At 61.0% G+C, this 19,619-nt stretch carries 24 protein-coding genes and 1 pseudogene; 14 read left to right on the forward strand and 11 right to left on the reverse strand.

Going from position 1 to position 19,619, the window contains the following annotated elements; all coding sequences use genetic code 11:
• The first annotated feature begins 49 nt into the window (after nucleotides 1-49).
• The 3 genes from AC1ECN_RS32625 (at nucleotide 50) to AC1ECN_RS32635 (ending at nucleotide 2,250) form a co-directional block, all read left to right on the forward strand.
• Complete coding sequence (locus AC1ECN_RS32625) at nucleotides 50-748, forward strand: phosphatidylserine decarboxylase (protein ID WP_477955285.1); 699 nt, start codon at nucleotides 50-52, stop codon at nucleotides 746-748.
• A gap of 74 nt (nucleotides 749-822) precedes the next feature.
• Complete coding sequence (pssA, locus tag AC1ECN_RS32630; RefSeq protein WP_024321223.1) at nucleotides 823-1,668, forward strand: CDP-diacylglycerol--serine O-phosphatidyltransferase; 846 nt, start codon at nucleotides 823-825, stop codon at nucleotides 1,666-1,668.
• 435 nt (nucleotides 1,669-2,103) lie between these two features.
• Nucleotides 2,104-2,250, forward strand: coding sequence for a hypothetical protein (locus AC1ECN_RS32635; RefSeq protein WP_018070583.1), 147 nt, complete (start codon nucleotides 2,104-2,106; stop codon nucleotides 2,248-2,250).
• A gap of 225 nt (nucleotides 2,251-2,475) precedes the next feature.
• Here AC1ECN_RS32635 and AC1ECN_RS32640 read toward each other — a convergent pair whose 3' ends face one another.
• Together AC1ECN_RS32640 and AC1ECN_RS32645 are read right to left on the reverse strand one after the other, a co-directional pair.
• Nucleotides 2,476-3,240, reverse strand: a complete 765-nt coding sequence (locus AC1ECN_RS32640; RefSeq protein WP_130672320.1) for an SOS response-associated peptidase — start codon at nucleotides 3,238-3,240, stop codon at nucleotides 2,476-2,478.
• A 41-nt stretch (nucleotides 3,241-3,281) separates the two neighbouring features.
• Nucleotides 3,282-3,389: pseudogene (locus AC1ECN_RS32645) on the reverse strand (YnfA family protein); the annotation flags it as partial.
• A gap of 61 nt (nucleotides 3,390-3,450) precedes the next feature.
• On the opposite strand from AC1ECN_RS32645, the gene AC1ECN_RS32650 reads away from it, so the two are divergent.
• The 8 genes from AC1ECN_RS32650 to AC1ECN_RS32685 all read left to right on the forward strand — a co-directional run bounded on the left by AC1ECN_RS32650 (nucleotide 3,451) and on the right by AC1ECN_RS32685 (nucleotide 8,508).
• Nucleotides 3,451-3,861: an NUDIX hydrolase gene (locus AC1ECN_RS32650; protein WP_130661309.1), complete on the forward strand. Its 411-nt coding sequence runs from the start codon at nucleotides 3,451-3,453 to the stop codon at nucleotides 3,859-3,861.
• A gap of 34 nt (nucleotides 3,862-3,895) precedes the next feature.
• On the forward strand, nucleotides 3,896-4,339 hold the full coding sequence (locus AC1ECN_RS32655; protein ID WP_018070587.1) for a TIGR02301 family protein: 444 nt from the start codon (nucleotides 3,896-3,898) through the stop codon (nucleotides 4,337-4,339).
• Nucleotides 4,340-4,442: 103 nt separating this feature from the next.
• A complete protein-coding gene (locus AC1ECN_RS32660; protein WP_003546972.1) occupies nucleotides 4,443-4,700 on the forward strand; it encodes a hypothetical protein in 258 nt (85 codons plus the stop codon).
• An 18-nt stretch (nucleotides 4,701-4,718) separates the two neighbouring features.
• The gene (locus AC1ECN_RS32665) at nucleotides 4,719-5,471 is read left to right on the forward strand and encodes a hypothetical protein (protein ID WP_130661308.1); all 753 of its coding nucleotides are present in this window, start codon (nucleotides 4,719-4,721) and stop codon (nucleotides 5,469-5,471) included.
• A 98-nt stretch (nucleotides 5,472-5,569) separates the two neighbouring features.
• Nucleotides 5,570-6,433 carry a CAF17-like 4Fe-4S cluster assembly/insertion protein YgfZ gene (gene ygfZ / locus AC1ECN_RS32670; RefSeq protein ID WP_130655103.1) on the forward strand — a complete coding sequence of 288 codons (864 nt, stop codon included), beginning with the start codon at nucleotides 5,570-5,572 and terminating at the stop codon, nucleotides 6,431-6,433.
• The gene (locus tag AC1ECN_RS32675) at nucleotides 6,430-7,038 is read left to right on the forward strand and encodes a YfbR-like 5'-deoxynucleotidase (RefSeq protein ID WP_018070590.1); all 609 of its coding nucleotides are present in this window, start codon (nucleotides 6,430-6,432) and stop codon (nucleotides 7,036-7,038) included. The genes ygfZ and AC1ECN_RS32675 overlap by 4 nt, the downstream gene beginning before the upstream one ends.
• Complete coding sequence (locus tag AC1ECN_RS32680) at nucleotides 7,035-7,565, forward strand: tyrosine phosphatase family protein (protein WP_477955291.1); 531 nt, start codon at nucleotides 7,035-7,037, stop codon at nucleotides 7,563-7,565. The genes AC1ECN_RS32675 and AC1ECN_RS32680 overlap by 4 nt, the downstream gene beginning before the upstream one ends.
• Nucleotides 7,566-7,623: 58 nt before the next feature.
• On the forward strand, nucleotides 7,624-8,508 hold the full coding sequence (locus AC1ECN_RS32685; RefSeq protein WP_130661307.1) for a mechanosensitive ion channel family protein: 885 nt from the start codon (nucleotides 7,624-7,626) through the stop codon (nucleotides 8,506-8,508).
• A 110-nt stretch (nucleotides 8,509-8,618) separates the two neighbouring features.
• On the opposite strand, the gene AC1ECN_RS32690 is transcribed toward AC1ECN_RS32685, so the two are convergent.
• Together AC1ECN_RS32690 and AC1ECN_RS32695 are read right to left on the reverse strand one after the other, a co-directional pair.
• Entirely contained in the window at nucleotides 8,619-9,134 is a 516-nt protein-coding gene (locus tag AC1ECN_RS32690) for a superoxide dismutase family protein (protein WP_130672319.1), read from the reverse strand.
• Nucleotides 9,135-9,272: 138 nt separating this feature from the next.
• Nucleotides 9,273-9,626 (reverse strand): hypothetical protein, encoded by a 354-nt coding sequence (locus AC1ECN_RS32695; RefSeq protein ID WP_477955293.1) that lies wholly within the window; start codon nucleotides 9,624-9,626, stop codon nucleotides 9,273-9,275.
• 427 nt (nucleotides 9,627-10,053) lie between these two features.
• Between AC1ECN_RS32695 and AC1ECN_RS32700 the strand changes: the two genes are divergently transcribed.
• The 3 genes from AC1ECN_RS32700 to AC1ECN_RS32710 all read left to right on the forward strand — a co-directional run bounded on the left by AC1ECN_RS32700 (nucleotide 10,054) and on the right by AC1ECN_RS32710 (nucleotide 13,618).
• Complete coding sequence (locus tag AC1ECN_RS32700; protein WP_130672318.1) at nucleotides 10,054-11,955, forward strand: putative bifunctional diguanylate cyclase/phosphodiesterase; 1,902 nt, start codon at nucleotides 10,054-10,056, stop codon at nucleotides 11,953-11,955.
• Between the two features lie 136 nt (nucleotides 11,956-12,091).
• Nucleotides 12,092-12,751, forward strand: coding sequence for an HD domain-containing protein (locus tag AC1ECN_RS32705; RefSeq protein ID WP_024321234.1), 660 nt, complete (start codon nucleotides 12,092-12,094; stop codon nucleotides 12,749-12,751).
• A 9-nt stretch (nucleotides 12,752-12,760) separates the two neighbouring features.
• Entirely contained in the window at nucleotides 12,761-13,618 is an 858-nt protein-coding gene (locus tag AC1ECN_RS32710) for an MOSC domain-containing protein (RefSeq protein WP_130664365.1), read from the forward strand.
• 108 nt (nucleotides 13,619-13,726) lie between these two features.
• Here AC1ECN_RS32710 and AC1ECN_RS32715 read toward each other — a convergent pair whose 3' ends face one another.
• The 7 genes from AC1ECN_RS32715 to lepB all read right to left on the reverse strand — a co-directional run bounded on the left by AC1ECN_RS32715 (nucleotide 13,727) and on the right by lepB (nucleotide 19,605).
• Complete coding sequence (locus tag AC1ECN_RS32715; RefSeq protein ID WP_130655097.1) at nucleotides 13,727-14,722, reverse strand: aldo/keto reductase; 996 nt, start codon at nucleotides 14,720-14,722, stop codon at nucleotides 13,727-13,729.
• Between the two features lie 101 nt (nucleotides 14,723-14,823).
• A complete protein-coding gene (gene recO / locus AC1ECN_RS32720) occupies nucleotides 14,824-15,594 on the reverse strand; it encodes a DNA repair protein RecO (RefSeq protein WP_018070599.1) in 771 nt (256 codons plus the stop codon).
• A gap of 82 nt (nucleotides 15,595-15,676) precedes the next feature.
• Nucleotides 15,677-16,162, reverse strand: coding sequence for a response regulator (locus AC1ECN_RS32725; RefSeq protein WP_477955297.1), 486 nt, complete (start codon nucleotides 16,160-16,162; stop codon nucleotides 15,677-15,679).
• Between the two features lie 209 nt (nucleotides 16,163-16,371).
• Complete coding sequence (locus AC1ECN_RS32730; protein ID WP_018070601.1) at nucleotides 16,372-17,124, reverse strand: Crp/Fnr family transcriptional regulator; 753 nt, start codon at nucleotides 17,122-17,124, stop codon at nucleotides 16,372-16,374.
• A gap of 72 nt (nucleotides 17,125-17,196) precedes the next feature.
• Nucleotides 17,197-18,138 carry a GTPase Era gene (era, locus tag AC1ECN_RS32735; RefSeq protein ID WP_018070602.1) on the reverse strand — a complete coding sequence of 314 codons (942 nt, stop codon included), beginning with the start codon at nucleotides 18,136-18,138 and terminating at the stop codon, nucleotides 17,197-17,199.
• A gap of 7 nt (nucleotides 18,139-18,145) precedes the next feature.
• Nucleotides 18,146-18,865 (reverse strand): ribonuclease III, encoded by a 720-nt coding sequence (gene rnc, locus AC1ECN_RS32740; protein ID WP_018070603.1) that lies wholly within the window; start codon nucleotides 18,863-18,865, stop codon nucleotides 18,146-18,148.
• The gene (lepB, locus tag AC1ECN_RS32745) at nucleotides 18,862-19,605 is read right to left on the reverse strand and encodes a signal peptidase I (RefSeq protein ID WP_018070604.1); all 744 of its coding nucleotides are present in this window, start codon (nucleotides 19,603-19,605) and stop codon (nucleotides 18,862-18,864) included. Before lepB ends, rnc begins: the two co-directional genes overlap by 4 nt.
• Between the last annotated feature and the right edge of the window lie 14 nt (nucleotides 19,606-19,619).

Raw genomic sequence — 19,619 nt, forward strand, 5'->3', positions numbered from 1 at the left:
CGGTTTTTCGCTAACCAGCAAAAATGGAAACGCAAGGAGACCGGCAGCCATGAGCCTGTTCAACACGGTTCGCAACACGATCGTCCCCGTGCACAAGGAGGGTTATCCCTTCGTTGCCGCCTTCTTCGTCGCGTCGCTTGTCTTGGGCTGGATCTTCAAGCCGCTCTTCTGGATCGGCATGATCTTCACGCTCTGGTGCGCCTATTTTTTCCGCGATCCCGAGCGCGTGACCCCGCAGGACGACGATCTGGTGATCTCTCCCGCCGACGGCAAGGTCTCGGCGATCCAGATGGTGACCGCTCCGGCAGAGCTCAACCTCGGCTCCGAGCCGATGCTGCGCATCTCGGTCTTCATGAACGTCTTCAATTGCCATGTGAACCGGGCGCCGATGCGCGGGCGCATCGTCAGCATCAACTACCGCTCCGGCAGCTTCGTCAACGCCGAACTCGACAAGGCGAGCGAGGACAATGAGCGCAATGGACTGGTGATCGAAACCCGCCACGGCCAGATCGGCGTCGTGCAGATCGCCGGCCTCGTGGCGCGGCGCATCCTCTGCTGGGCAAACCCCAACGAGCCGGTGGATGCCGGCGAGCGTTTCGGGCTGATCCGTTTCGGCTCGCGGCTCGACGTATTCCTGCCCGCCGGTGCTGCGCCACGCGTCTCGCTCGGCCAGACGGCGGTTGCAGGAGAAACCGTCATCGCCGAATTCGCCTCCGCCAAGGGTCCCGTCATCAGCCGCCGCAGCTAAAGCGGTTCAGCTTTCACGGAAGTGACCGCTGCGCAGGTTTGCTGGAATTGCTTTAGGAACGATTGGAACGCGATATGGAAACGCCTTTTCCGCCTTTCGAGCCCAATGGGCCGGATGATTCCGCCCGCGGCCCGCGTCTGCGCGAAATCCCGCTCCGGCTCGTCTTTCCGAACCTCATCACCATTCTGGCGATCTGCGCCGGGCTKACCGGCATCCGGCTGGCTTTCGAGAATCGTTACGAACTCGCCGTCTCCATGGTGCTGCTCGCCGCCTTCCTCGACGGCATCGACGGGCGTGTGGCACGGCTGATGAAGGCGACTTCCAAATTCGGCGCGCAGATGGATTCGCTTGCCGACATCGTCAATTTCGGCGTCGCACCCGCCCTCGTCGTTTATGTCTTCGCGCTCGACCAGGCGCGCTCGCTCGGCTGGATCGCCGCCCTGATCTATGCGATCGCCGCCGGGCTTCGCCTTGCCCGTTTCAACGTCATGGCCGAACGCGAAAACAAGGCGAGCTGGCAATCGGAATATTTCGTCGGCGTGCCGGCGCCGGCCGGCGCCATGCTGGTGCTGCTGCCGGTCTATCTCGGCTTCCTCGGGCTGGCGACGGACCGCACCTTCGCCTATCTCTCGTCGATCTACACCGTGCTCATCGCCTTCCTGCTGATCAGCCGGCTGCCGGTCTGGTCAGGCAAATCGGAAGGCAACCGCTTGCGGCGCGATCTCGTGCTGCCGATGATGCTTGGCGTCGTGCTCTATGTGGCTCTGCTAATGAGCTACACCTGGGAGGTGATGGTCTTCACCGTTGCCGCCTACCTCCTATCGCTTCCCTTCGGCGCGCGGAAATGGCAGCGGAAATACGGAACGCTGACGATCGAGGAGCCGGGCATCGGCGACGACGATATCGGCCGGCACATCTGATCACCGAGCATTTCCGGATTTCTCTAAAGCGCGTCGCGATCTTTCAGATTCGCCCTCGCGCTTTAGCTCTTTGTTTTTACGCATGTCGTTGTCGCAAAACCGCTGCACACTTTTGCGCGACATGCTTTAAATGACGGAAATGTTTCTCTCCCTTCGTTCTGACGGATCCCCGGGAAAAGCATGCGTTTTCCCCGGAGAAACCGTGCGCTTATCCGGGTGAAAACTGTTCCGCGCTTTTCCCCAGAAAACCGCTTTCGCACTTTTATTGGAACTACTCTCTTCAGTAAGTTTTAACCAACGTAGGCTTCAGTTAAGCCTCGCGAATTATGGTGCGCGTTTACAAATCCTGATAAGCGACGCCCCCATTTTGTCGCTATTCGTGACGAAACATCAAACTATAAAACACCCAGGGAAGAACCACGCAAGGAGAGTATCGTGACTTCGAAGAAGAGTAGTACCAGCGAACAGCAGGCGGCCAAGCCAGACCTCGCCGCAAACTATCGCCCCGTCGGCCTGAAGGCTGTTGCCGCAGCATCGCTGATGGCGAAGCATAGGCCGACCAGCGTCAAGAAATCCGCTTGAGGCAAGAGGCTTCACATTGGAATCATGCGTGCTTTCGGGTTGCATGCGTTAGGCACCGCTGAGGAAGTGAATGACGAGGCGATCGCCGGAAATCTCCCGACAACGCACTGGCGACATAAGCACAACCTGAAAAACCTGATGGACGAAGCGACGCATCGCCGCCGCTTATGTGAGATGTCGGCGCCGATAGGTCGCCGACGGGCCTGCTGGTGCGGCGGATAGTGTTCAGAAGAAGCTGAGCTGGCCGTCGTCCGGCTTTTGCTTCTCGGGCGCCTTCAGCGGCTTTTCGATGACGACCGGCTCTTGCAGGTCGGGACCCATATTGGCGACCTTGTTGACCTTGTCGGAGACCGGGACGGCCTCGAAGAAATCGTCCTGAACGGGCTGCATCAGGTCGACCACCTCGCGTGGCTCCTGCGTCTTGCAATCGAGCCAGCGCGAGAAATCTTCGGGCTTGATGACGACTGGCATGCGATCGTGGATCGCCGATATGGCTGAATTGGCTGATGTCGTCAGGATCGCGCCGGTATCGACCTCGGAGCCGTCGGCCGAAGACCATGTCTCCATCAGCCCGGCAAAGGCGATGACCCCACCCTGGCGCGGCCTGATCCAGTAGGCCCGCGGCCGCTCGCCGCTTTCCTTGGACGAGCGATGCCATTCATAGAAACCGGAGGCCGGAATGAGCACGCGACGATGACGCATGGCGGCGCGGAAGGAAGCCTTGCCAATCGCGGTTTCGGAGCGCGCGTTGATCAGCAGCGGAAAATCTCTCGGATCCTTGACCCAGCCCGGCGTGAGGCCCCAGCGCACGAGCACGGCGCGCCGGTCGGCCAAGTTGCTGCCCTGCTCCCTGCCCTCGCCGGATATGACGACGAGGATCGGTTGCGTCGGCGCGATGTTGTAGCGCGCCGGAAAATCGTCGAGATCGAGACCGGAGAAGAAGTCGCTCAGGTCGGCGCTGGAGCTTGTCAGGGCGAAACGTCCACACATCGGCCTGTCTTTACACCCGGCTCGTGTCCGGTCAAGGCGCCTCAGCCTCTCGGTGCGAAGAGGATGAGGCTGGCGCCGGCAAGGCAGATCAGCGCGCCGCCGATATCGTAACGATCCGGCACGCGGCTCTCGACCAGCCACAGCCAGAGCCGAATCTCCGTCGCACTCTTCATCCGATAAGATGGGCGATCACAGCAAGAGCAGGCCCCGATGACCGCCAGAGCCGCCTCCGCCGCCATTCTCGAACGCGACGGACGATTCCTCCTCGTGTTGCGCCGCAACCCGCCTTCCGCCGACATGTACGCCTTTCCCGGCGGGCGCGCCGAGCCTGGCGAAACGCCGGAGCAAACGGCATTGCGCGAATTCCATGAAGAGACCGGCATTTCGGCACGGAATCCGCGGCTGTTTTCGACCTACGACCTGAAGACGCATGCGGCCGACGGCAGCGTCAAGAGCCATTTCCTGCTGTCGGTCTTTCGCGTCGATGCGGATCGGGACGCGGTGGCAGAAGCCGCCGACGATGCGGCAGGCCTCGGCTGGTACACGGTGGAGGAAATCCGGCAATTGCCCGTACCGCAGAGCGTGCTCGAATGCGCTGAGCGGCTGGCGGGCGGCGAATAGACGTGGAAACTTTGAAGCACGCCTTGTTGCTGTCATGCTGAGCGTATCAACTACGAGCATGATTCCCGTTCGACGCGTTTTCCTGTCCCTGCTCGTGCTCGCCGGCCCCACGATGGCGCAGGGCAAGAATACGCCGCCTCCACAGGAGGAGCAGATTGCGCCGCCGATCGTGAGCGTGCCCTATGACGACAAGCTGGCACGGTTCGCCGAGGTGCTGGGTTCGGTGCATTATCTGAGAACGCTCTGCAAGGCAGCGGGTGGCGACGAGTGGCGAAACGGCATGCAGCAGCTGCTCGATTCGGAGACCGGCAACGAGCAGTTGCGCAAGGAAAAGCTCACAGCGGCRTTCAATCGCGGCTATCGCGCCTTCGCCTCGGTCTATACGGATTGCACCCCGGCGGCCATCGTGGCAGAAGAGCGCTACCGTAACGAAGGTGCAACACTTGCCACAGAAATTACCTCGCGCTTTGGAAATTGACGTTTAATTAACCTGTTTTCGCATGCGGACGTGTCGTTTTGGGAAAAGGCTGTTAGTGTTGTTAACGGTGCAGTAAGACATGAGAAGTTCTGAGGAAAAGACAATGGAAGCAAGCCTCAACGACATCGACGACATGATCGTCCACGAAAAGATGCAGGCAGCTCTGGAGTACCAGAACGAGGCTTGGGCCGATGGCATGGCCGACGGTATCGAGCCTGAAATCATCGCTGATGCCGCCATTGCACATGCGCTGCGCGAGACGATCAGATTGCATGGTGAAAAGAGCGCCGAAGCCCTGCTGGATTCGCTGCGTGAGCGCATGCTTGCCGGCGAATTCTCCGCGAACCGCACCCTGCAATAATTGTTATCAGAGAGTTTGATGCACACCGGTAAAGAGAAAGTTTCGCGAATTTCGCTCGCGCCGGTGCTGCTTGCGTTCAGCCTCGCCGCCGGCAATGTTTTCCTTGCGCCGGCAGCCTACGCGCTTTCCGAACTGCACAAGATCCCCGGCCAGGCGGCCAACGACACGCCGCCCGCGCAAGGAAGCGCTCAGGGACAGAGCCAGCCGCAGACCACTCCCGGCGTCCCCATGGCCGATCCGCTGGTCAACAGCCAGAACAATCAGGGTGCCGACAAGACGCCGGGCGCTCAGGACAGTTCCAAGCCCGTCGAGGTAATCTACGACATCAGCAAGGTGCCAGAGCCGGTTCGCAAGATGCGCGAGCAGATCGTCGAGGCGGCCGCGTCCGGCGATCTCGAGCGGCTGCGACCGCTGATGGGTACCGGCGCCGACCAGACGCAGGTGACTGTGGGCGAGCCGACCGACGATCCTATCGGCACGCTGAAGGATCTATCGGGCGATCCCGACGGCGACGAGATCCTTGCCATCATGCTCGACATCATCTCGACCGGCTTCGTGCATGTCGGCCAGGGCACAGCAGACGACATGTATGTCTGGCCCTATTTTGCCGAAAAGGACCTGAAGTCGCTGACCCCGCCGGAGCGCGTCGAGCTGCTGCGCATCGTCACGGCCGGCGATCTCTCCGACATGCAGGAATTCGGCGGATACAATTTCTATCGCCTCGGCATCACGCCTGAGGGCAAATGGAAATTCTTCACGGCGGGCGACTGACACCCGTCTTGGCTGCGCCTTTCACGTCTCGCATGGCGCTTGCGATCCAGCTCATGAAGACATACCTCTGAGCGATGACCAACGCGACAGGTTCCGCCATGCCAGCCGTATTCCTGAAAGACCGCTCATTGCTCTTCGTCAGCGGCGCGGAAGCCCAACCCTTCCTGCAAAACCTGATCACCACCGATATCACCTCGCTTGGGCCCGACGAGGCGCGGCCCGGGGCACTCTTGACGCCGCAGGGCAAGATCCTGTTCGATTTCATGATCTGGCAGGACGGCGACGGTTACATGATCGAAACCGATGCCGGCCAGCGCGACAGCCTGCTGAAGCGGTTGACGATGTACAAGCTGCGCGCCGCCGTCACACTTGCGCCAAGCACCGAAGAGGGCGTCACCGTTTGCTGGGGCGAGGATGCCGAGGACAGCCAAGGCGTCCGGGGCAGCCAGGGCGTCCGGGACAGCCGCTTCACCAAGGCGGGCATCACGCTGATCCGCCGGCCCGGCAAACTTGGTGATGGCAAAGAAGCGCTCTACGACGCGCTGCGAATCAGCCACGGCATCGTCACATCAGGATCGGACTTCGCCCTGCAGGACGCCTTCCCGCATGACGTGCTGATGGATTTCAACGGTGGGCTCTCCTTCAGGAAAGGCTGCTATGTCGGCCAGGAGGTCGTCTCGCGCATGCAGCACCGCGGCACCGCGCGCCGGCGCGTCGTCACGGTGTCCGCCGCAACAGCCTTGCCGGAGACAGGGACGGAGATCACCGCCGCCGGCAAGCCGGTGGGAACGCTCGGTTCGGTCGAAGGCGGTAGTGGACTTGCGATCGTGCGCATCGACCGCGCCGGCGCGGCGATGGCCGCAGGCACGCCTCTGCTGGCCGGAGAAACGCCTGTTTCTCTCATCCTGCCGGCATGGTCCGGCCTTGTCTTTCCCGCCAGCGCCGACGAGGCCAGCGCGTGACAACGACGAAAGCGCCGCGTGCCTGGCAACGCATGCTGTCCGGGCGCAGGCTCGACCTGCTCGACCCCTCGCCGCTCGACGTCGAACTCGCCGACATCGCTCATGGGCTTGCGCGCGTGGCCCGCTGGAACGGCCAGACCTCCGGCGATCATGCTTTTTCGGTGGCTCAGCACAGTCTCGTCGTCGAGGATATTTTTCGCCGCTTCAACGATGCGCGGCCGCAGGAGTGCCTGATGGCGCTGTTGCACGACGCACCCGAATATGTGATCGGCGATATGATATCGCCGTTCAAATCGGTGGTCGGCGGCGGCTACAAGACGGTAGAAAAGCGGCTCGAAGCCGCCGTGCACCTGCGCTTCGGCCTGCCGCCGCATCCCTCGCGCGATCTCAAAGACCGGATCAAGAAGGCCGACACGATCGCTGCCTATTTCGAGGCGACGGTGCTCGCCGGCTTCACCCCCGCCGAGGCGCAGAAATTCTTCGGCCAGCCACGCGGCATCAGCAAGGACATGCTGATGATCGAGCCCCTGCCGGCGATCGAGGCGCAGCGATTGTTCTGCGAGCGCTTCGCGGCGATCGAGGCCGAGCGGGAGATGGTGTCGTGACCTTTATCGTCGTCTCGCCGCTGTCGCGCATTGCCGAAATGGCGGTGCGCCATAAGGCGCGCGATATGATCAGCCTGATCGCCAAGGAGCAGGCCTTTCACCGACCCGGCGTGATCGCGGCCGAACGTCATCTGACGCTTGGCATGAACGACATCGTCTTCAAAGGCACCGGCGATCTCGTGGCGCCTGACGAGACGCATGTGCGAGCAATTATCGACTTTGCCGCATCGTGGCGACAGGAGACGCCGCTGCTCATCCATTGCTGGATGGGCGTGTCGCGGTCACCGGCGGCAGCCCTCATCGCCGCGCTGTCGCTCGCACCGGATCAGAGCGAGGAAACGCTTGCCCGCCGGCTCCGAACCGCCTCACCTTTCGCGACGCCGAATGCCCGACTGATCGAGATCGGTGACGCGTTGCTCGGCCGCGGCGGCCGGCTGGTCGCGGCGGTGCGGGCAATCGGACGCGGTGCGGATGCCGACGGCAATGCGCCCTTGGTGCTTGCGATCCGGGACGCCGTTGGTGGTTGACGCTGCCTCCAGCCGCTCCATCTAGCCCCCGACCACGTACAATCGACAGGGCCAGATCATGGAACAACAAGCAGCCGATGTCCTCCTCGCCACGCAATCGGCACTCAGCCAGGCAAGCGCGCTTGCGGTGCAATATTCCTTCTCCGTCCTCGGGGCGGTGATCCTGCTCGTTCTTGGCTGGGCGCTGGCCGGTTTTACCAGCCGCTGGGCCTATGAAGGTCTGTCGCGGGTTCATGGCATCGACGAGACGCTGGCCCGGTTCTTCACCAATGTGCTGCGCTATGCGCTGCTCATCCTGGTGTTCATCACCGTCCTCGGTCAATTCGGCGTCCAGACCGCTTCGATCATCGCAACCCTCGGCGCAGCAGGCCTGGCGATCGGACTGGCGCTGCAAGGGACGCTGCAGAATATCGCCGCCGGCATTATGCTGCTGATCCTCAGGCCTTTCCGCGTCGGCGAATATATCGAGACCAGCAGCGTGGCCGGCACGGTGCGCGAAATCGGATTGTTTGCAACCGAGCTCAAAACCGGCGACGGGCTCTACCGTTTGGCGCCGAATTCGACGCTCTGGAATACGCCCATTACCAATTTCACCCGCGAGCCTACCCGGCGGAACGAGCTGAAAATCAGCGTCGCCTATGCGGATGACATCGATCTGGCGATGGAGACGCTGATGAACCTTGCCAAAGCCGATTCCAGGGTGCTGACGTCACCGGCCCCCAGCGTCTTCATCGACAGCCTTGGTGACGGCACGATCTCCGTAGCGCTGCGCTACTGGGCAAAGACAGGTGATTGGTGGCTGGTCAGCCGTGACATGGTGAAGCGCGTGAAACTTGCCTTCGACGACAATCCTAACGCTGTGCCGGATGATTCAGATGCCGCGCCGGAAAAAAAGTCCAACGGTAAGGCGGCTGCCGTAAAGCCGATGCCGACGCGGCAGTAAGACATTGCAGCGCCGCGGGGTCTTTTTGAAGACTCGCGACACTGTACACTTTGAATTGCTGCATAGTTTTGTCCTTCAATCGATTCCGATTTAAGGAATTATGCCGTAGGCTATTGGATGACGCCGCAGGACAGTCTTTCCCCGGCATCGCCTGAAGGCTGGCTCCGGTAATCATCCGAATTGGCGTGAACCATCAATGCGCGGCCGCGAATGCCGTCGGTCTTGCCGTCGAGCGTGACCATGCTGTCGAAGATCTGTGCCCGCAGCACGCCGTCCTCCCCGACATATTGATTGGGCATATCGCCGGCGTGCGGACCCTTGGCGGCAAGAATGCCGTGCTCGGCCTTCTCAGGATTGAAGTGGCCGCCCGCCGATTCGTGATGGGTCGCGGCGTCGCAGCGGCCGGTCTCATGAACATGGAAGGCCACCCATTTATTCACCGGCAGTCCCGATATCTCGACTTCGATCAGGACGCCGCCAGTGGCGGCAGCCGTCAGTTGCGCGCGACCGTCCTCCTTGCCGTCCTTGCCGACGAAATTGGCGACCGCCGTCTGCTTGTCCTGAGCGCCCGCCGGCAATGCAACCGCAAGCAGGCTCAGGGCGGCGATAATGCGCATGGCTTTCATGGAGATCTCCTTCCGTCCGGTTGTCCTTCTGAACGTGTCAAACCGGAAGGTGTTCCTGACCGAGGAAGATCGAACGAAGAAGACGTAACGAGAAAAGCCGGCCAACGGCCGGCTTGATCATCCGAATCGGGACGCCGTTCAGGCGACCGCGTCGAAATCGAACTGGCCGTAGGTCTTGCGGTAGAGATCCTCGGGCTGATCGCCTGTCGCCGGCGCGGTCTGCTGTAATGGATAGGAAACGGCGATGCTGCTTGCCGTGGCACTGTCACGCGTGTTCATCATCAGCGCGATCAGGCTGCCGGAAAATTTCGGCTGCGTGTCGCTGTTCTTGTCCTCGTCGAGGAGCTCTTTGATGATGCCGGGCTTCTCATCGGCGGCACGTTCGCCGCGGCTGAGGACGCCATCGCCATTAGCATCGAGACGCGAAAGAGTCGCCAGATATGCATATGACGTGTCTGAAACGGATGTGGTGCTGGTCATACAAACCTCCATTCACCGCATTTTGCCGGTGGTGTTTGTACGCAATACGAACTTGGAAAATCACTGTTGACTCGGTGGTTAAACTGATTTGCGCAGTGCGTCAATAAGTTGTTAACTTCTCATTAACGATGATTGACAAAAGTTAACGGAATGCTCGAGCGCAGGCCTCTGCCAGCATCAGGGGGCCGCTTTTCTCCGTATTTCAGGTATTTTTCACATATAAAACAGACGCCTAACGCAGCGAGGTCTCTGCTGCACTGCAACCGAATATTAATCCGGCCCATACAAAATGGGCATTCACGCATCACCAGCAGGCGTCCAGCTCATCAATATCAATCTCTGTATTCATTTTAGAAAGGTCTTCTATGTCCGGCGAAATGAGGCACGTTCATCAAACGAGGACGCTTCCCTCCGCTATCGTCCCGCGAGACGCATTCACATGAAAGCTGAAGCGCTTTTCTGGCGGCAATGCACCGAGGCCGTCACCGCCGACGGATCGATCGATGCGCAGCGCCTGATGGATCTTGTGATCGCGACCTATCGCGTCCATGAAAGCAACTATGACGAAATCGAGAGAAGCGCGGAAACGCTGCTAAGGGAAAACCATGCGCTGACAGGCAATATTTCCGCCCTCAGCCAAGCGTTCGACGGACAGAAAAAACTCTTCGAAATCATCCTCAACAACCTGCCGCTCGGTCTCAGCGTCTTCGACTCCGACCAGCGGCTGACGCTTTCCAACACCCGCTTCCGCCAGCTCTTCGACCTGACGGACGAAGATGTCATTGCCGGCGCGACAATCGCCGATCTCACGGCCAAAATGCGCGGCACGGAGAGCGCCAGCACCAAGCCCGGCCGGCGGGCCGGGCGACATTCTTCCGCAACCGTAAGGAGCAGTAGTCTCCGTCGGCGCGAATGGTTGATGGACGATGGCCGCATCATCCAGAGCATGGTGACTATCCTTTCCGACGGCAGCAACATTTCCATTCATGCCGATATTACCGAGGATCGAAGGGCGGCCGAGCGCATCACCTATCTCGCCCACCACGACCCGCTCACCGGCCTTCCGAATCGCATTCATTTCCGCGAGCAGGTGGATGCGACGCTCACAGAGCGCAGGCCAGATCAGCAGATTGCCCTCGTTCACCTCAATCTCGACCGGTTCAAATCGATCAACAACACGATGGGCGTTTCGGCCGGCGACAAGATCCTGCTGCAGGTCGCCGAGCGCATCCGAGCCTCGGCCGGTTCGGAAAACACCCTGGCGCGCCTCGGCTCGGACGAATTCGCCATCCTGCAGACGGGCAAGCAGCAGCCCCGGAACGTGACGGCGCTTGCCGAGCGGATCCGCCGGGAGCTTTCCAAACCATTCCTCCACGGCGAAAAACAGGTGGAACTCAGCGTCTCCATGGGCATCGCAATCGCCCCTGAGGATGGCGAGGAAACCGATATCCTGTTGAAAAATGCCGGCGTGGCGCTGTCACATGCCAAGGCGGACGGGCGCAAACGCGAACGTTTCTTCGCCAGCGAGATGGAAGCGCAGATCCAGTTGCGCCACGCGCTGGAGGCGGACCTCAGAGCAGCCGTTGAGAATGAAGAATTCGAGCTGCACTACCAGCCGCTTTATGACCTCGTGCAGCGGCGCATCTGTGGTTTCGAAGCGTTGATCCGTTGGAACCACCCAGCTCGAGGCCGCGTTCCGCCGATGGATTTCATTCCGCTTGCCGAAGAGGTCGGCCTTGTCGTTGATATCGGCCGTTGGGTTTTGCACCGGGCCTGCAACGATGCAGCGCAATGGCCGGAGGGCATCAAGATCGCCGTCAACGTTTCGGCAATCCAATTCAGCAGCAGCGACCTGACGCAAGATGTCAGCGAGGCGCTTGCCGCCGCGGCGCTGTCGCCGTCGCGGCTTGAACTCGAAATCACCGAGAGCGTGCTGATGGAAAATCTGAGCGACGTGCTGCCGATCCTGCATGCGCTGAAGGAGCGCGGCATCCGCATCTCGATGGACGATTTCGGAACCGGCTATTCCTCACTGAGCTATCTCTCGAGCTTCCCCTTCGACAAGATCAAGATCGATAAGTCCTTCGTCAACGACATCGTCGACAACAAGGAAGCGCATGCGATCATGCACGCGATCATCCTGCTCGGCGATGCGCTCGGCATGCGCGTCACCGTCGAGGGCGTCGAGACGGCCGCCCAACTGGCGCTGCTCGAATGCGAGGAATGCGACGAAATCCAGGGCTATCACATCAGTCCGCCGCGACCGGCGCGTGACGTGCCCCATCTTCTCTCCCTGCCGCCGAACGGCGGCGTGACGCATCTTCCTGAAGCCAAGCACTGAGATCCCCCTCGATTGCGACTCGCACGGCAAGCCGCTACAAAATCGGCTGCGATTCCTGAGATCTTCGTTGTCGCATCCTTTTACCGCCCGCATTCCATTCCGCGCCGATGCCTATCGGCGGAAAACGATCTTCCTCATGACAGGTGGCGCTATGTTCGCGGCTGAAGCTTTCTCCCCACACGAAACGCTTGCCGCGGCGCTGATTGCGCATGCTGCCGATGGCGACGACGGCTCGCACGACCTTGCCCATATCCTGCGCGTCTTCAGGAATGCCATGCGCATCCATGAGGGAGAAGGCGGCGACGGTCGGGTGCTTGCCGCTTCCGTGCTGCTGCATGACTGCGTCGCAGTCGAGAAGAATTCGCCGCTGCGGGCAAGAGCATCGGCTTTGGCGGCGGAGAAGGCATCGGCGATCCTGGCAGAACTCGGCTGGAGCGAGGCGGATATTGAAGCAGCAGCCCACGCAATCACCGCGCATAGTTTCTCGGCCGGGGTGACGCCGCAGACGCTGGAAGCGAAGATCCTGCAGGATGCCGACCGGCTGGATGCGATCGGCATGGTCGGCGTCGCCCGCTGCTTCTATATCGCCGGGCGACTGGGATCCGGGCTCTACGATCCGTTCGACCCGGCGGCGGCGGACCGCCCGCTCGACGACAAGCGTTATGCCATTGACCATTTCCAGACGAAGCTGTTCAAACTGGCGGAAGGGTTCCAGACCGAGACCGGCCGCAGGCTGGCGGCCGCGCGTGACAAAAGCCTGCGCGATTTCCTCTCGGAATTCATGGACGAAATCTAGGAGCACAACATGCGTGTCAGCGACCTCTTCATCTACCCGCTCAAGAGCGCCCGCGGCATTGCGCTGCCGGCCGCCGACATCGACGGTTACGGACTTCCCGGCGACCGACGGGCGATGATCACCGATGCGCAGGGTCACTTCATCACCCAACGCGAACTGCCAGATCTCGCGCGCATCGAGGTGCGACCGGAGGCAAGCGCCTTTCGGCTGCTGATGCAGGGGAAAACGGACATATCGGTAGCAGCGCCTCAGCCTGAAAACCGCATGGATGTGATCGTTTGGAAATCTGCCGTCAGCGCCGCCGTCGCCGATCCGGAGAGCAACCGGCAGCTTTCCGAATGGCTTGGCCGCGAGGTGCGGCTGGTCTTCTTCGACGGGCAGGCGCGGCGGACGGCGAATGCCGAATGGGCTGGCGAAGGCACGCCTGTCACCTTTACCGACGGTTACCAGATCCTGGTGGCGACGACGGGCTCGCTGAAGGCATTGAATGCCGATCTCGCCGCCCATGGCGAAGGCAGTGTCGGCATGGAACGCTTCCGTCCGAACGTCGTCATCGATACGGACGAAGCCTGGCCGGAGGACCGCTGGGCGGCGATCGAGATCGCCGGCATCCGCTTTGATCTCGTCAAACCCTGTTCCCGCTGCATCATGACGACTCAGGACCAGTTGACCGGGTCCCGCGAGGGACCAAACCCGATGCCGGCCATGGGCCGCATCCGCATGTCGGCCGACCGGCGCGTGCCCGGCCCGCTCTTCGGCTGGAACGTCACGCCACGCGGCAGTGGCAAGATCACGATCGGTGACACCGTCAGCATCATTGAAGAGAGGCCGGAAGGCTGGGCGCTCAAGCGTCGCGCCGCAGCATAGAAGCAATTCCAGGAAAAGTGCGAAGCGGTTTTCCGTCCGGAATTGCGTGAATACAAAGAGTTAGAGCGGTTCTGCGCTTCCGTGAAAAGCTGAACCGCTCTAGAATCGTCACACGCGCGCGAGTGCGGTGTCGATGCCTGCCATGACATCGGCCGACAGGGGTCCCTTCTCCAGCGCGCCGGCATTTTCCTCCACCTGGGCGACGGTGCGGAAGCCCGGGATGGGAAGGGTGCGCGGCGAGCGTGCCCAGAGCCAGGCAAGCGCGCCCTGCGTCAGCGTGCGGCCGCCTGATGTCAGGAGATCGCGGACGGCATCGAGCCTTGCAGCGAATTCCGGGGCCATGCGGCCATCCTTGAAATAGACCATCCACTCGAGCGCAGCACCGCGGACATCCTTGGCRCCCACTGCCTTGTCAGCGGTGAACTTGCCGGTGAGCAGACCCATCGCCAGCGGACCGCGATTGATGGAGATCAGCCCCTTCCCCTCGATCACCGCAATCATCTCCGGCACCGGCTCGAAGACGTTCATCGTATGCTGGACCGAGACGTAGCCCTGGCGGCCGGTATGACGGGCGGCGCGATCGGGAAAATCGGTGCTCCAGCCGAACGCGTCGATCTTGCCTTCGGCGCGCAGCGCCTCCAGCGTATCGAAGACGGCATCCGATTGATCCAGCGGAAAATCATTGAGATGGAACTGCAGGAGATCGAGGCGCTCGCGCTTGAGGCGGCGCAACGAGGTCTCGACCGAACGGCGGATGAAGGCCTCATCGGCGAAGGCGCCGGTTGCCTGCTTGGTAGCCGGATCTGTGGCGAAGCCGAACTTGGTGGCGATGACGATATCGTCGCGATTGCCGATCGCCCGACCGAGCACCTCCTCCGAGTGGCCGGCGCCATAGTTCGAGGCCGTGTCGAAGAAGCGGATGCCGAGTTCGATGGCACGGTGGATCGCCTCCACGGATTCATCGTCGTTGACATCGCCCCAGCCGAGCGGCGTGTCGCCGGCGAAGAAGGGGCCGCCGATCGCCCAGCATCCCATGCCGAGGCGCGGAATTTCGCGGCCGTTCCAGAGCGTGATCGTCGTCGGTGATGCGGTCTTGGTCAGCATGAGGTCCTCCTCGATTGGCAATCCTGTGAACACATAGGAAGCGCTCATGGGCAGGTAAACCGCCAAATCCGGAGGATGTTTTGCACCCGTAAAAAACGAGGTCAGGCGGAAATACCATTCGGGCCGGAAAGCGTCCGCAAGGCTGGATTAAGCGCCTTGAGCGCCGCCTGAACGAAACCGTCGCGGGCAGTTGCCGCCTCGATGCCGCGCGGCTCGTAAACATGGCGATGCAGAAAGAACCCTGTGAGACGGAATGCGGCTGAGAGACTATCGAAGTCGGCCGCATGATTGCCTTCGACGCTGAGGAACGGCGGCAGGAGCAGCATTTTGTCCGCCCAGGGCGCACCCGCGGCGCGGCTGACGGCGCGGCCGGATTTCGGCGAGACATAGACGAGATCGGAACGGGCGCCGGTCGCGGCGCATTCGGCGAGATCGAGGCCGAAGCCGAGATCATTCAGCACCGCAAGCTCGAAGCGTACGAAGAGTTCGCCGGCATCAGCCGGGTTGTGCAGGTGATCGAGGATGACCTCCAGCGCATCGAAGAGGTGCGGATGCGGGTCACGCTCCGGCAGCAGCCGCAGCAACGCGCCCATCGCCTGAACTCCGTAGACGGCGGTCGCCGTTTCCATCAGGCGGGCGGCGCGCAGCGTCACGGGCTCGACGCGGAATTCGCCGAGATGCTCGTCAAGCCGGGCACGCCAGATGACCTCCACGGCGTTGCCCGCCTGCAGCACCGGCTGCATGGCGCGCGAGCGGCCGGAACGCACCAGGCCGAGATGACGGCCGCGATCACGCGTCATCACCTCGGCAATGACGCTCGTCTCGCCGTGGCGCTTGACGCCCAGAATGATCGCCTGATCCTGCCATTGCATCGAAAGAAGTCCCTGCGGCTGACGAATCCATCCTAATCCAAGGCCCGGTTTCTGTCATGGACCACTTCTGTCATGGACCGCATCAGGCTACAGCCGGGAAAAGCCTCTGCAGGAATTCACGCATTGCCGTTTCGTCGAACGGTTTCACCAGAAGCGGTATTTGCTGCAGGTCGGCCGGGAAATCGCCTGTATCGGAATAGCCGCTGACGAAGCCGAAGGGGATGCCGATATCGAGAAGATGGCGGGCAAATCCGAAGCTCATGCCCTCGCCGAGATTGACGTCGAGAAGGGCGAAATCATATTTCTCCGCAGCGATGGCAGCCCTCGCCTGTTCCAAACTGCCGACGATATCGATGCTCTCGACACCTGCCAGGCGCAAAATATCTTCCGCCTCCATCGCGATGATCAGACTGTCTTCAAGAACCAGAACAYGGGTTGCGCTCATGATTCCATGCCCCTCGTCGGGCACTTGTCGCAGCGCCCCGGCCATTTCGCCAACATCATTGCCCTCCGGTGCCCCGCATGGCACGCTATCGGTGAATTCCGCCACCTTTTCTGAATAAACCATTTTTCTGCCCGGTCGATAAGAATCAAAATCGGAGGAAAGATGTCGGCTGACCTTATTTTCCCTGCTGCTAATCTGCATTTAAAAAAGACATAACCAGGCTGCTTGGCTAAAGCATGTCGCGCAAAAGTGTGCAGCGGTTTTGCGACAACGACATGCGTAAAACGAAGACCTGAAGCGCCAGGAGCGAATCTAAAAGATCGCGACGCGCTTTAGATGAACGGGCGTTTGCCCTCTCCAAGCCCTTCCCAGCCGGCGATGACCATCAATTCCTCGCCGTTCAGCACCTCGCAGCCGCGCTCCTGCCAGCGGATCAACCCACGTTCGCTGAGCTTTTTCAAGGTTTTGTTGGTGTGAACGATGGAGAGACCGAGTGTGTCGGCAATGTGCTGCTGGGTGATGGGGATAAATTTGCGGCCGTTGAAGATGTTGAGCTTCCGGCCGCGCTCAAACAGGAAAGCGATCAGGTAGGCTGCTCTTTCCAGCGCCGTGCGGCGGCCGATGCTCAAGAGATGCTCATCCAGGATGCGCTCCTCGCGCGCGGCGATCCAGGTAATGTCGAAGGCGAGCGAGGCGTGCTTGTTGTAAAGCGTCATCAGCCTGTCTCGTTCGAAGACACAGAGCGAAACGGGTGAAAGCGCTTCGACGGAGTGCTGCATCTCGCCGGCGATGGTTCCCTGCAGGCCGATCAGATCGCCCGGCATGATATAGTTCAGAATCTGGCGACGCCCGTCCTCCAGCATCTTGTAGCGGAAGCCCCAGCCGGAGAGCACCGTGAAGAGATGAGCGCTATGGGCTCCCTCGACGAGGATGGTGGAGCCGGCATCGACGGCAAGCTCACCCCTTTTGAAGCTCGAGACGAATTCCAGCTCGTCGCGACTGAATTCCCTGAAATGCGGCAACGGCCGCAAAGGACATTGCTCGCATGGGGTCTTGAACGAATTGATGGGTCTCGACGTCGCCATACTTGCCCTTGCCGTCGCAAAACCGGCGCGCCAGCAGAGGCCAGCGTCTACCCGATGACATCCTTGCCATGCTTATTTCGGAAAATCGAGACCCATTTCGCGGAACCGCTCGGGATCATCACCCCAATTCTCGCGAACCTTGACGAACAGGAAGAGATGGACCGGCTGTTCGAGGATCTCCGACAATTCCTTACGCGACGCAGTCGAGATCGCCTTGATGGTTTCACCACCCTTGCCGAGCGCGATCTTCTTCTGGCTGTCGCGCTCAAGATAGATCACCTGCTCGATCCGCACCGAGCCGTCCTTGCGCTCTTCCCACTTCTCCGTTTCGACATGCGAGGCATAGGGAAGCTCCTGATGCAGGCGCAGAAACAGCTTCTCTCGGGTGATCTCGGCGGCGAGCTGGCGCATCGGCAGATCGGAGATCTGGTCTTCCGGATAGTACCACGGCCCCTCCGGGAGCGTTTTCGCCAGATAGTCCATGAGGTCGTCGCAGCCGGAGCCATTTTCGGCTGATATCATGAATGTGCGCTCGAAAGCGATCTTCTCGTTGGCGGCAGCGGCCAGTGCGAGCAGATCCTCGCGGTTGACGCGGTCGATCTTGTTGAGCAGCAGGATCTTCGGTTGCCGGACTTCCTTGAGGCCTTCGAGGATGGCTTCGGCATCGCCGCGCAGGCCGCGCTCGCTGTCGATCAGCAGCACGATCAAATCGGCATCCCTCGCACCGCCCCAGGCCGAGGTTACCATGGCACGGTCAAGCCGGCGGCGCGGCTTGAAGATACCGGGCGTATCCATGAAGACGATCTGGGCATTGTCGTGGATCGCGATGCCGCGAACGATGGCCCGCGTCGTCTGTACCTTATGGCTGACGATCGAGACCTTGGCGCCGACGAGGCGGTTCACCAGCGTCGACTTGCCGGCATTGGTCGGCCCGATCAGCGCGACGAAGCCCGAATGCGTCGGACCATTGGTTTCTGCGGCAGCTTCGGCCGCGATATCTTCTTCTTGTGTCATTGTCCCGTCAGTTTCCGGCAGACGATTGCTGCCAAATGCCTTCGCGCTCGAGCATCTTCGTTGCCGCGACCTGTTCGGCGGCACGCTTCGACCGCTCTACGCCGGTTTCGGGCTTAATGCCAGCAACTTCCACCGTCACCTTGAAGCGCGGATCATGATCCGGTCCACTGCGTTCATCAACCCGGTAGATCGGCGTGACGCCGAATTTCGCGTGCGACCATTCCTGCAGCTCGGTCTTGGCGTCGCGCTTGGCGCCATCGGCCCGCACCGCCCTGCCCTGCCAGTAACGCAGAATGAACCGGCGGGCAACTTCGAGGCCGCCGTCGAGATAGATCGCGGCGATCAGGCTTTCGACGACGTCGGCGCGCACGTTCATCATGCGCTTGCCGGTCAATTTCTTCACATCGGCGCCGGTGCGGATATAGAGGTGAAGATTGAGCTCGTCGGCGACCGCGGCACAGGTTTCAGCACTGACGAGCTGGTTGAGGCGAACCGAGAGCTCGCCTTCTCCCGCCGTGCCGAAAGTGCGGAACAGAAGCTCGGCGATGCAGAGCCCGAGGACCCTGTCGCCGAGGAATTCCAGCCGTTCGTAATTGCTGCCCTTTTCCGTGCGGGCGCTGGCATGGGTCAGCGCGCGATCCAGGCGCTCCTTTTCAGCGAAGTCATGACCGATCAGGCCTTCAAGCTTTGCGCGGTCCGCCGCAGAAAGCGTCTGCGCCTTACTCATTCAACAACCTTGAAGAGGCGATCCCAACGCATGTTCGTCGGCCACTTCCAGATTTCGCGGAAGGAGGTATCGTTGCCGAGCGAGAAGAAGATGACGCTGGCGCGGCCGACAAGATTTTCCGCAGGCACGAAGCCGACGTCAAAGCGGCTGTCGAGCGAGTTGTCGCGGTTATCGCCCATCATGAAATAGTGGCCTTCCGGCACGATGAACTCGCGGGTGTTGTCGCCGCGCGATACCGGAGACTGATCAAGCGTGTCATAGGTCTTGCCGTTGTCGAGCGTTTCGCGGAACACCGGCACATCCGCACCCGGATCAAGCTTGTAATCCGAGGTGAAGCTGCCGTCCGCCACCTTCGGAACCGGCTTGCTGTTAACGTAGAGCACGCCGTCGGTAACCTGGATATGGTCACCCGGCAGGCCGATACAGCGCTTGATGTAATCAACCTCAGGGTTTGGCGGGAAGCGGAAGACGACGATGTCGCCACGCTTCGGATCGGCGCCGAACAGGCGGCCGCTGAAGACGTCAGGCGAGAAGGGCAGCGAATATTTCGAATAGCCGTAAGCGAACTTATTGACGAAGATGTAGTCGCCGACGAGCAGCGTCGGCATCATCGAACCGGACGGAATGGTAAAGGGCTGGAACAGCACCGTACGGATCACCATCGCCAAAATCAGCGCCTGGATGATGACTTTGATATTTTCCCAGAGGGCATTCGGCTTGGCTTCGACTTTTTCGGACACGCAGTCTTATTCCT

The organism is Rhizobium sp. 01N447_2 (assembly GCF_056399245.1).

What these genes read in the sequence shown, in the direction of transcription:
- recO (WP_018070599.1), bottom strand. Translation starts at nt 15,594, where the DNA reads ATGCAATGGCAGGATCAGGCGATCATTCTGGGCGTCAAGCGCCACGGC.
- rnc (WP_018070603.1), bottom strand. Translation starts at nt 18,865, where the DNA reads ATGAGTAAGGCGCAGACGCTTTCTGCGGCGGACCGCGCAAAGCTTGAA.
- AC1ECN_RS32695 (WP_477955293.1), bottom strand. Translation starts at nt 9,626, where the DNA reads ATGGAGGTTTGTATGACCAGCACCACATCCGTTTCAGACACGTCATAT.
- AC1ECN_RS32710 (WP_130664365.1), top strand. Translation starts at nt 12,761, where the DNA reads ATGCGTGTCAGCGACCTCTTCATCTACCCGCTCAAGAGCGCCCGCGGC.
- ygfZ (WP_130655103.1), top strand. Translation starts at nt 5,570, where the DNA reads ATGCCAGCCGTATTCCTGAAAGACCGCTCATTGCTCTTCGTCAGCGGC.
- AC1ECN_RS32665 (WP_130661308.1), top strand. Translation starts at nt 4,719, where the DNA reads ATGCACACCGGTAAAGAGAAAGTTTCGCGAATTTCGCTCGCGCCGGTG.
- AC1ECN_RS32660 (WP_003546972.1), top strand. Translation starts at nt 4,443, where the DNA reads ATGGAAGCAAGCCTCAACGACATCGACGACATGATCGTCCACGAAAAG.
- AC1ECN_RS32650 (WP_130661309.1), top strand. Translation starts at nt 3,451, where the DNA reads ATGACCGCCAGAGCCGCCTCCGCCGCCATTCTCGAACGCGACGGACGA.
- AC1ECN_RS32700 (WP_130672318.1), top strand. Translation starts at nt 10,054, where the DNA reads ATGAAAGCTGAAGCGCTTTTCTGGCGGCAATGCACCGAGGCCGTCACC.
- AC1ECN_RS32690 (WP_130672319.1), bottom strand. Translation starts at nt 9,134, where the DNA reads ATGAAAGCCATGCGCATTATCGCCGCCCTGAGCCTGCTTGCGGTTGCA.
- AC1ECN_RS32685 (WP_130661307.1), top strand. Translation starts at nt 7,624, where the DNA reads ATGGAACAACAAGCAGCCGATGTCCTCCTCGCCACGCAATCGGCACTC.
- AC1ECN_RS32705 (WP_024321234.1), top strand. Translation starts at nt 12,092, where the DNA reads ATGACAGGTGGCGCTATGTTCGCGGCTGAAGCTTTCTCCCCACACGAA.
- AC1ECN_RS32730 (WP_018070601.1), bottom strand. Translation starts at nt 17,124, where the DNA reads ATGGCGACGTCGAGACCCATCAATTCGTTCAAGACCCCATGCGAGCAA.
- era (WP_018070602.1), bottom strand. Translation starts at nt 18,138, where the DNA reads ATGACACAAGAAGAAGATATCGCGGCCGAAGCTGCCGCAGAAACCAAT.
- AC1ECN_RS32640 (WP_130672320.1), bottom strand. Translation starts at nt 3,240, where the DNA reads ATGTGTGGACGTTTCGCCCTGACAAGCTCCAGCGCCGACCTGAGCGAC.
- AC1ECN_RS32625 (WP_477955285.1), top strand. Translation starts at nt 50, where the DNA reads ATGAGCCTGTTCAACACGGTTCGCAACACGATCGTCCCCGTGCACAAG.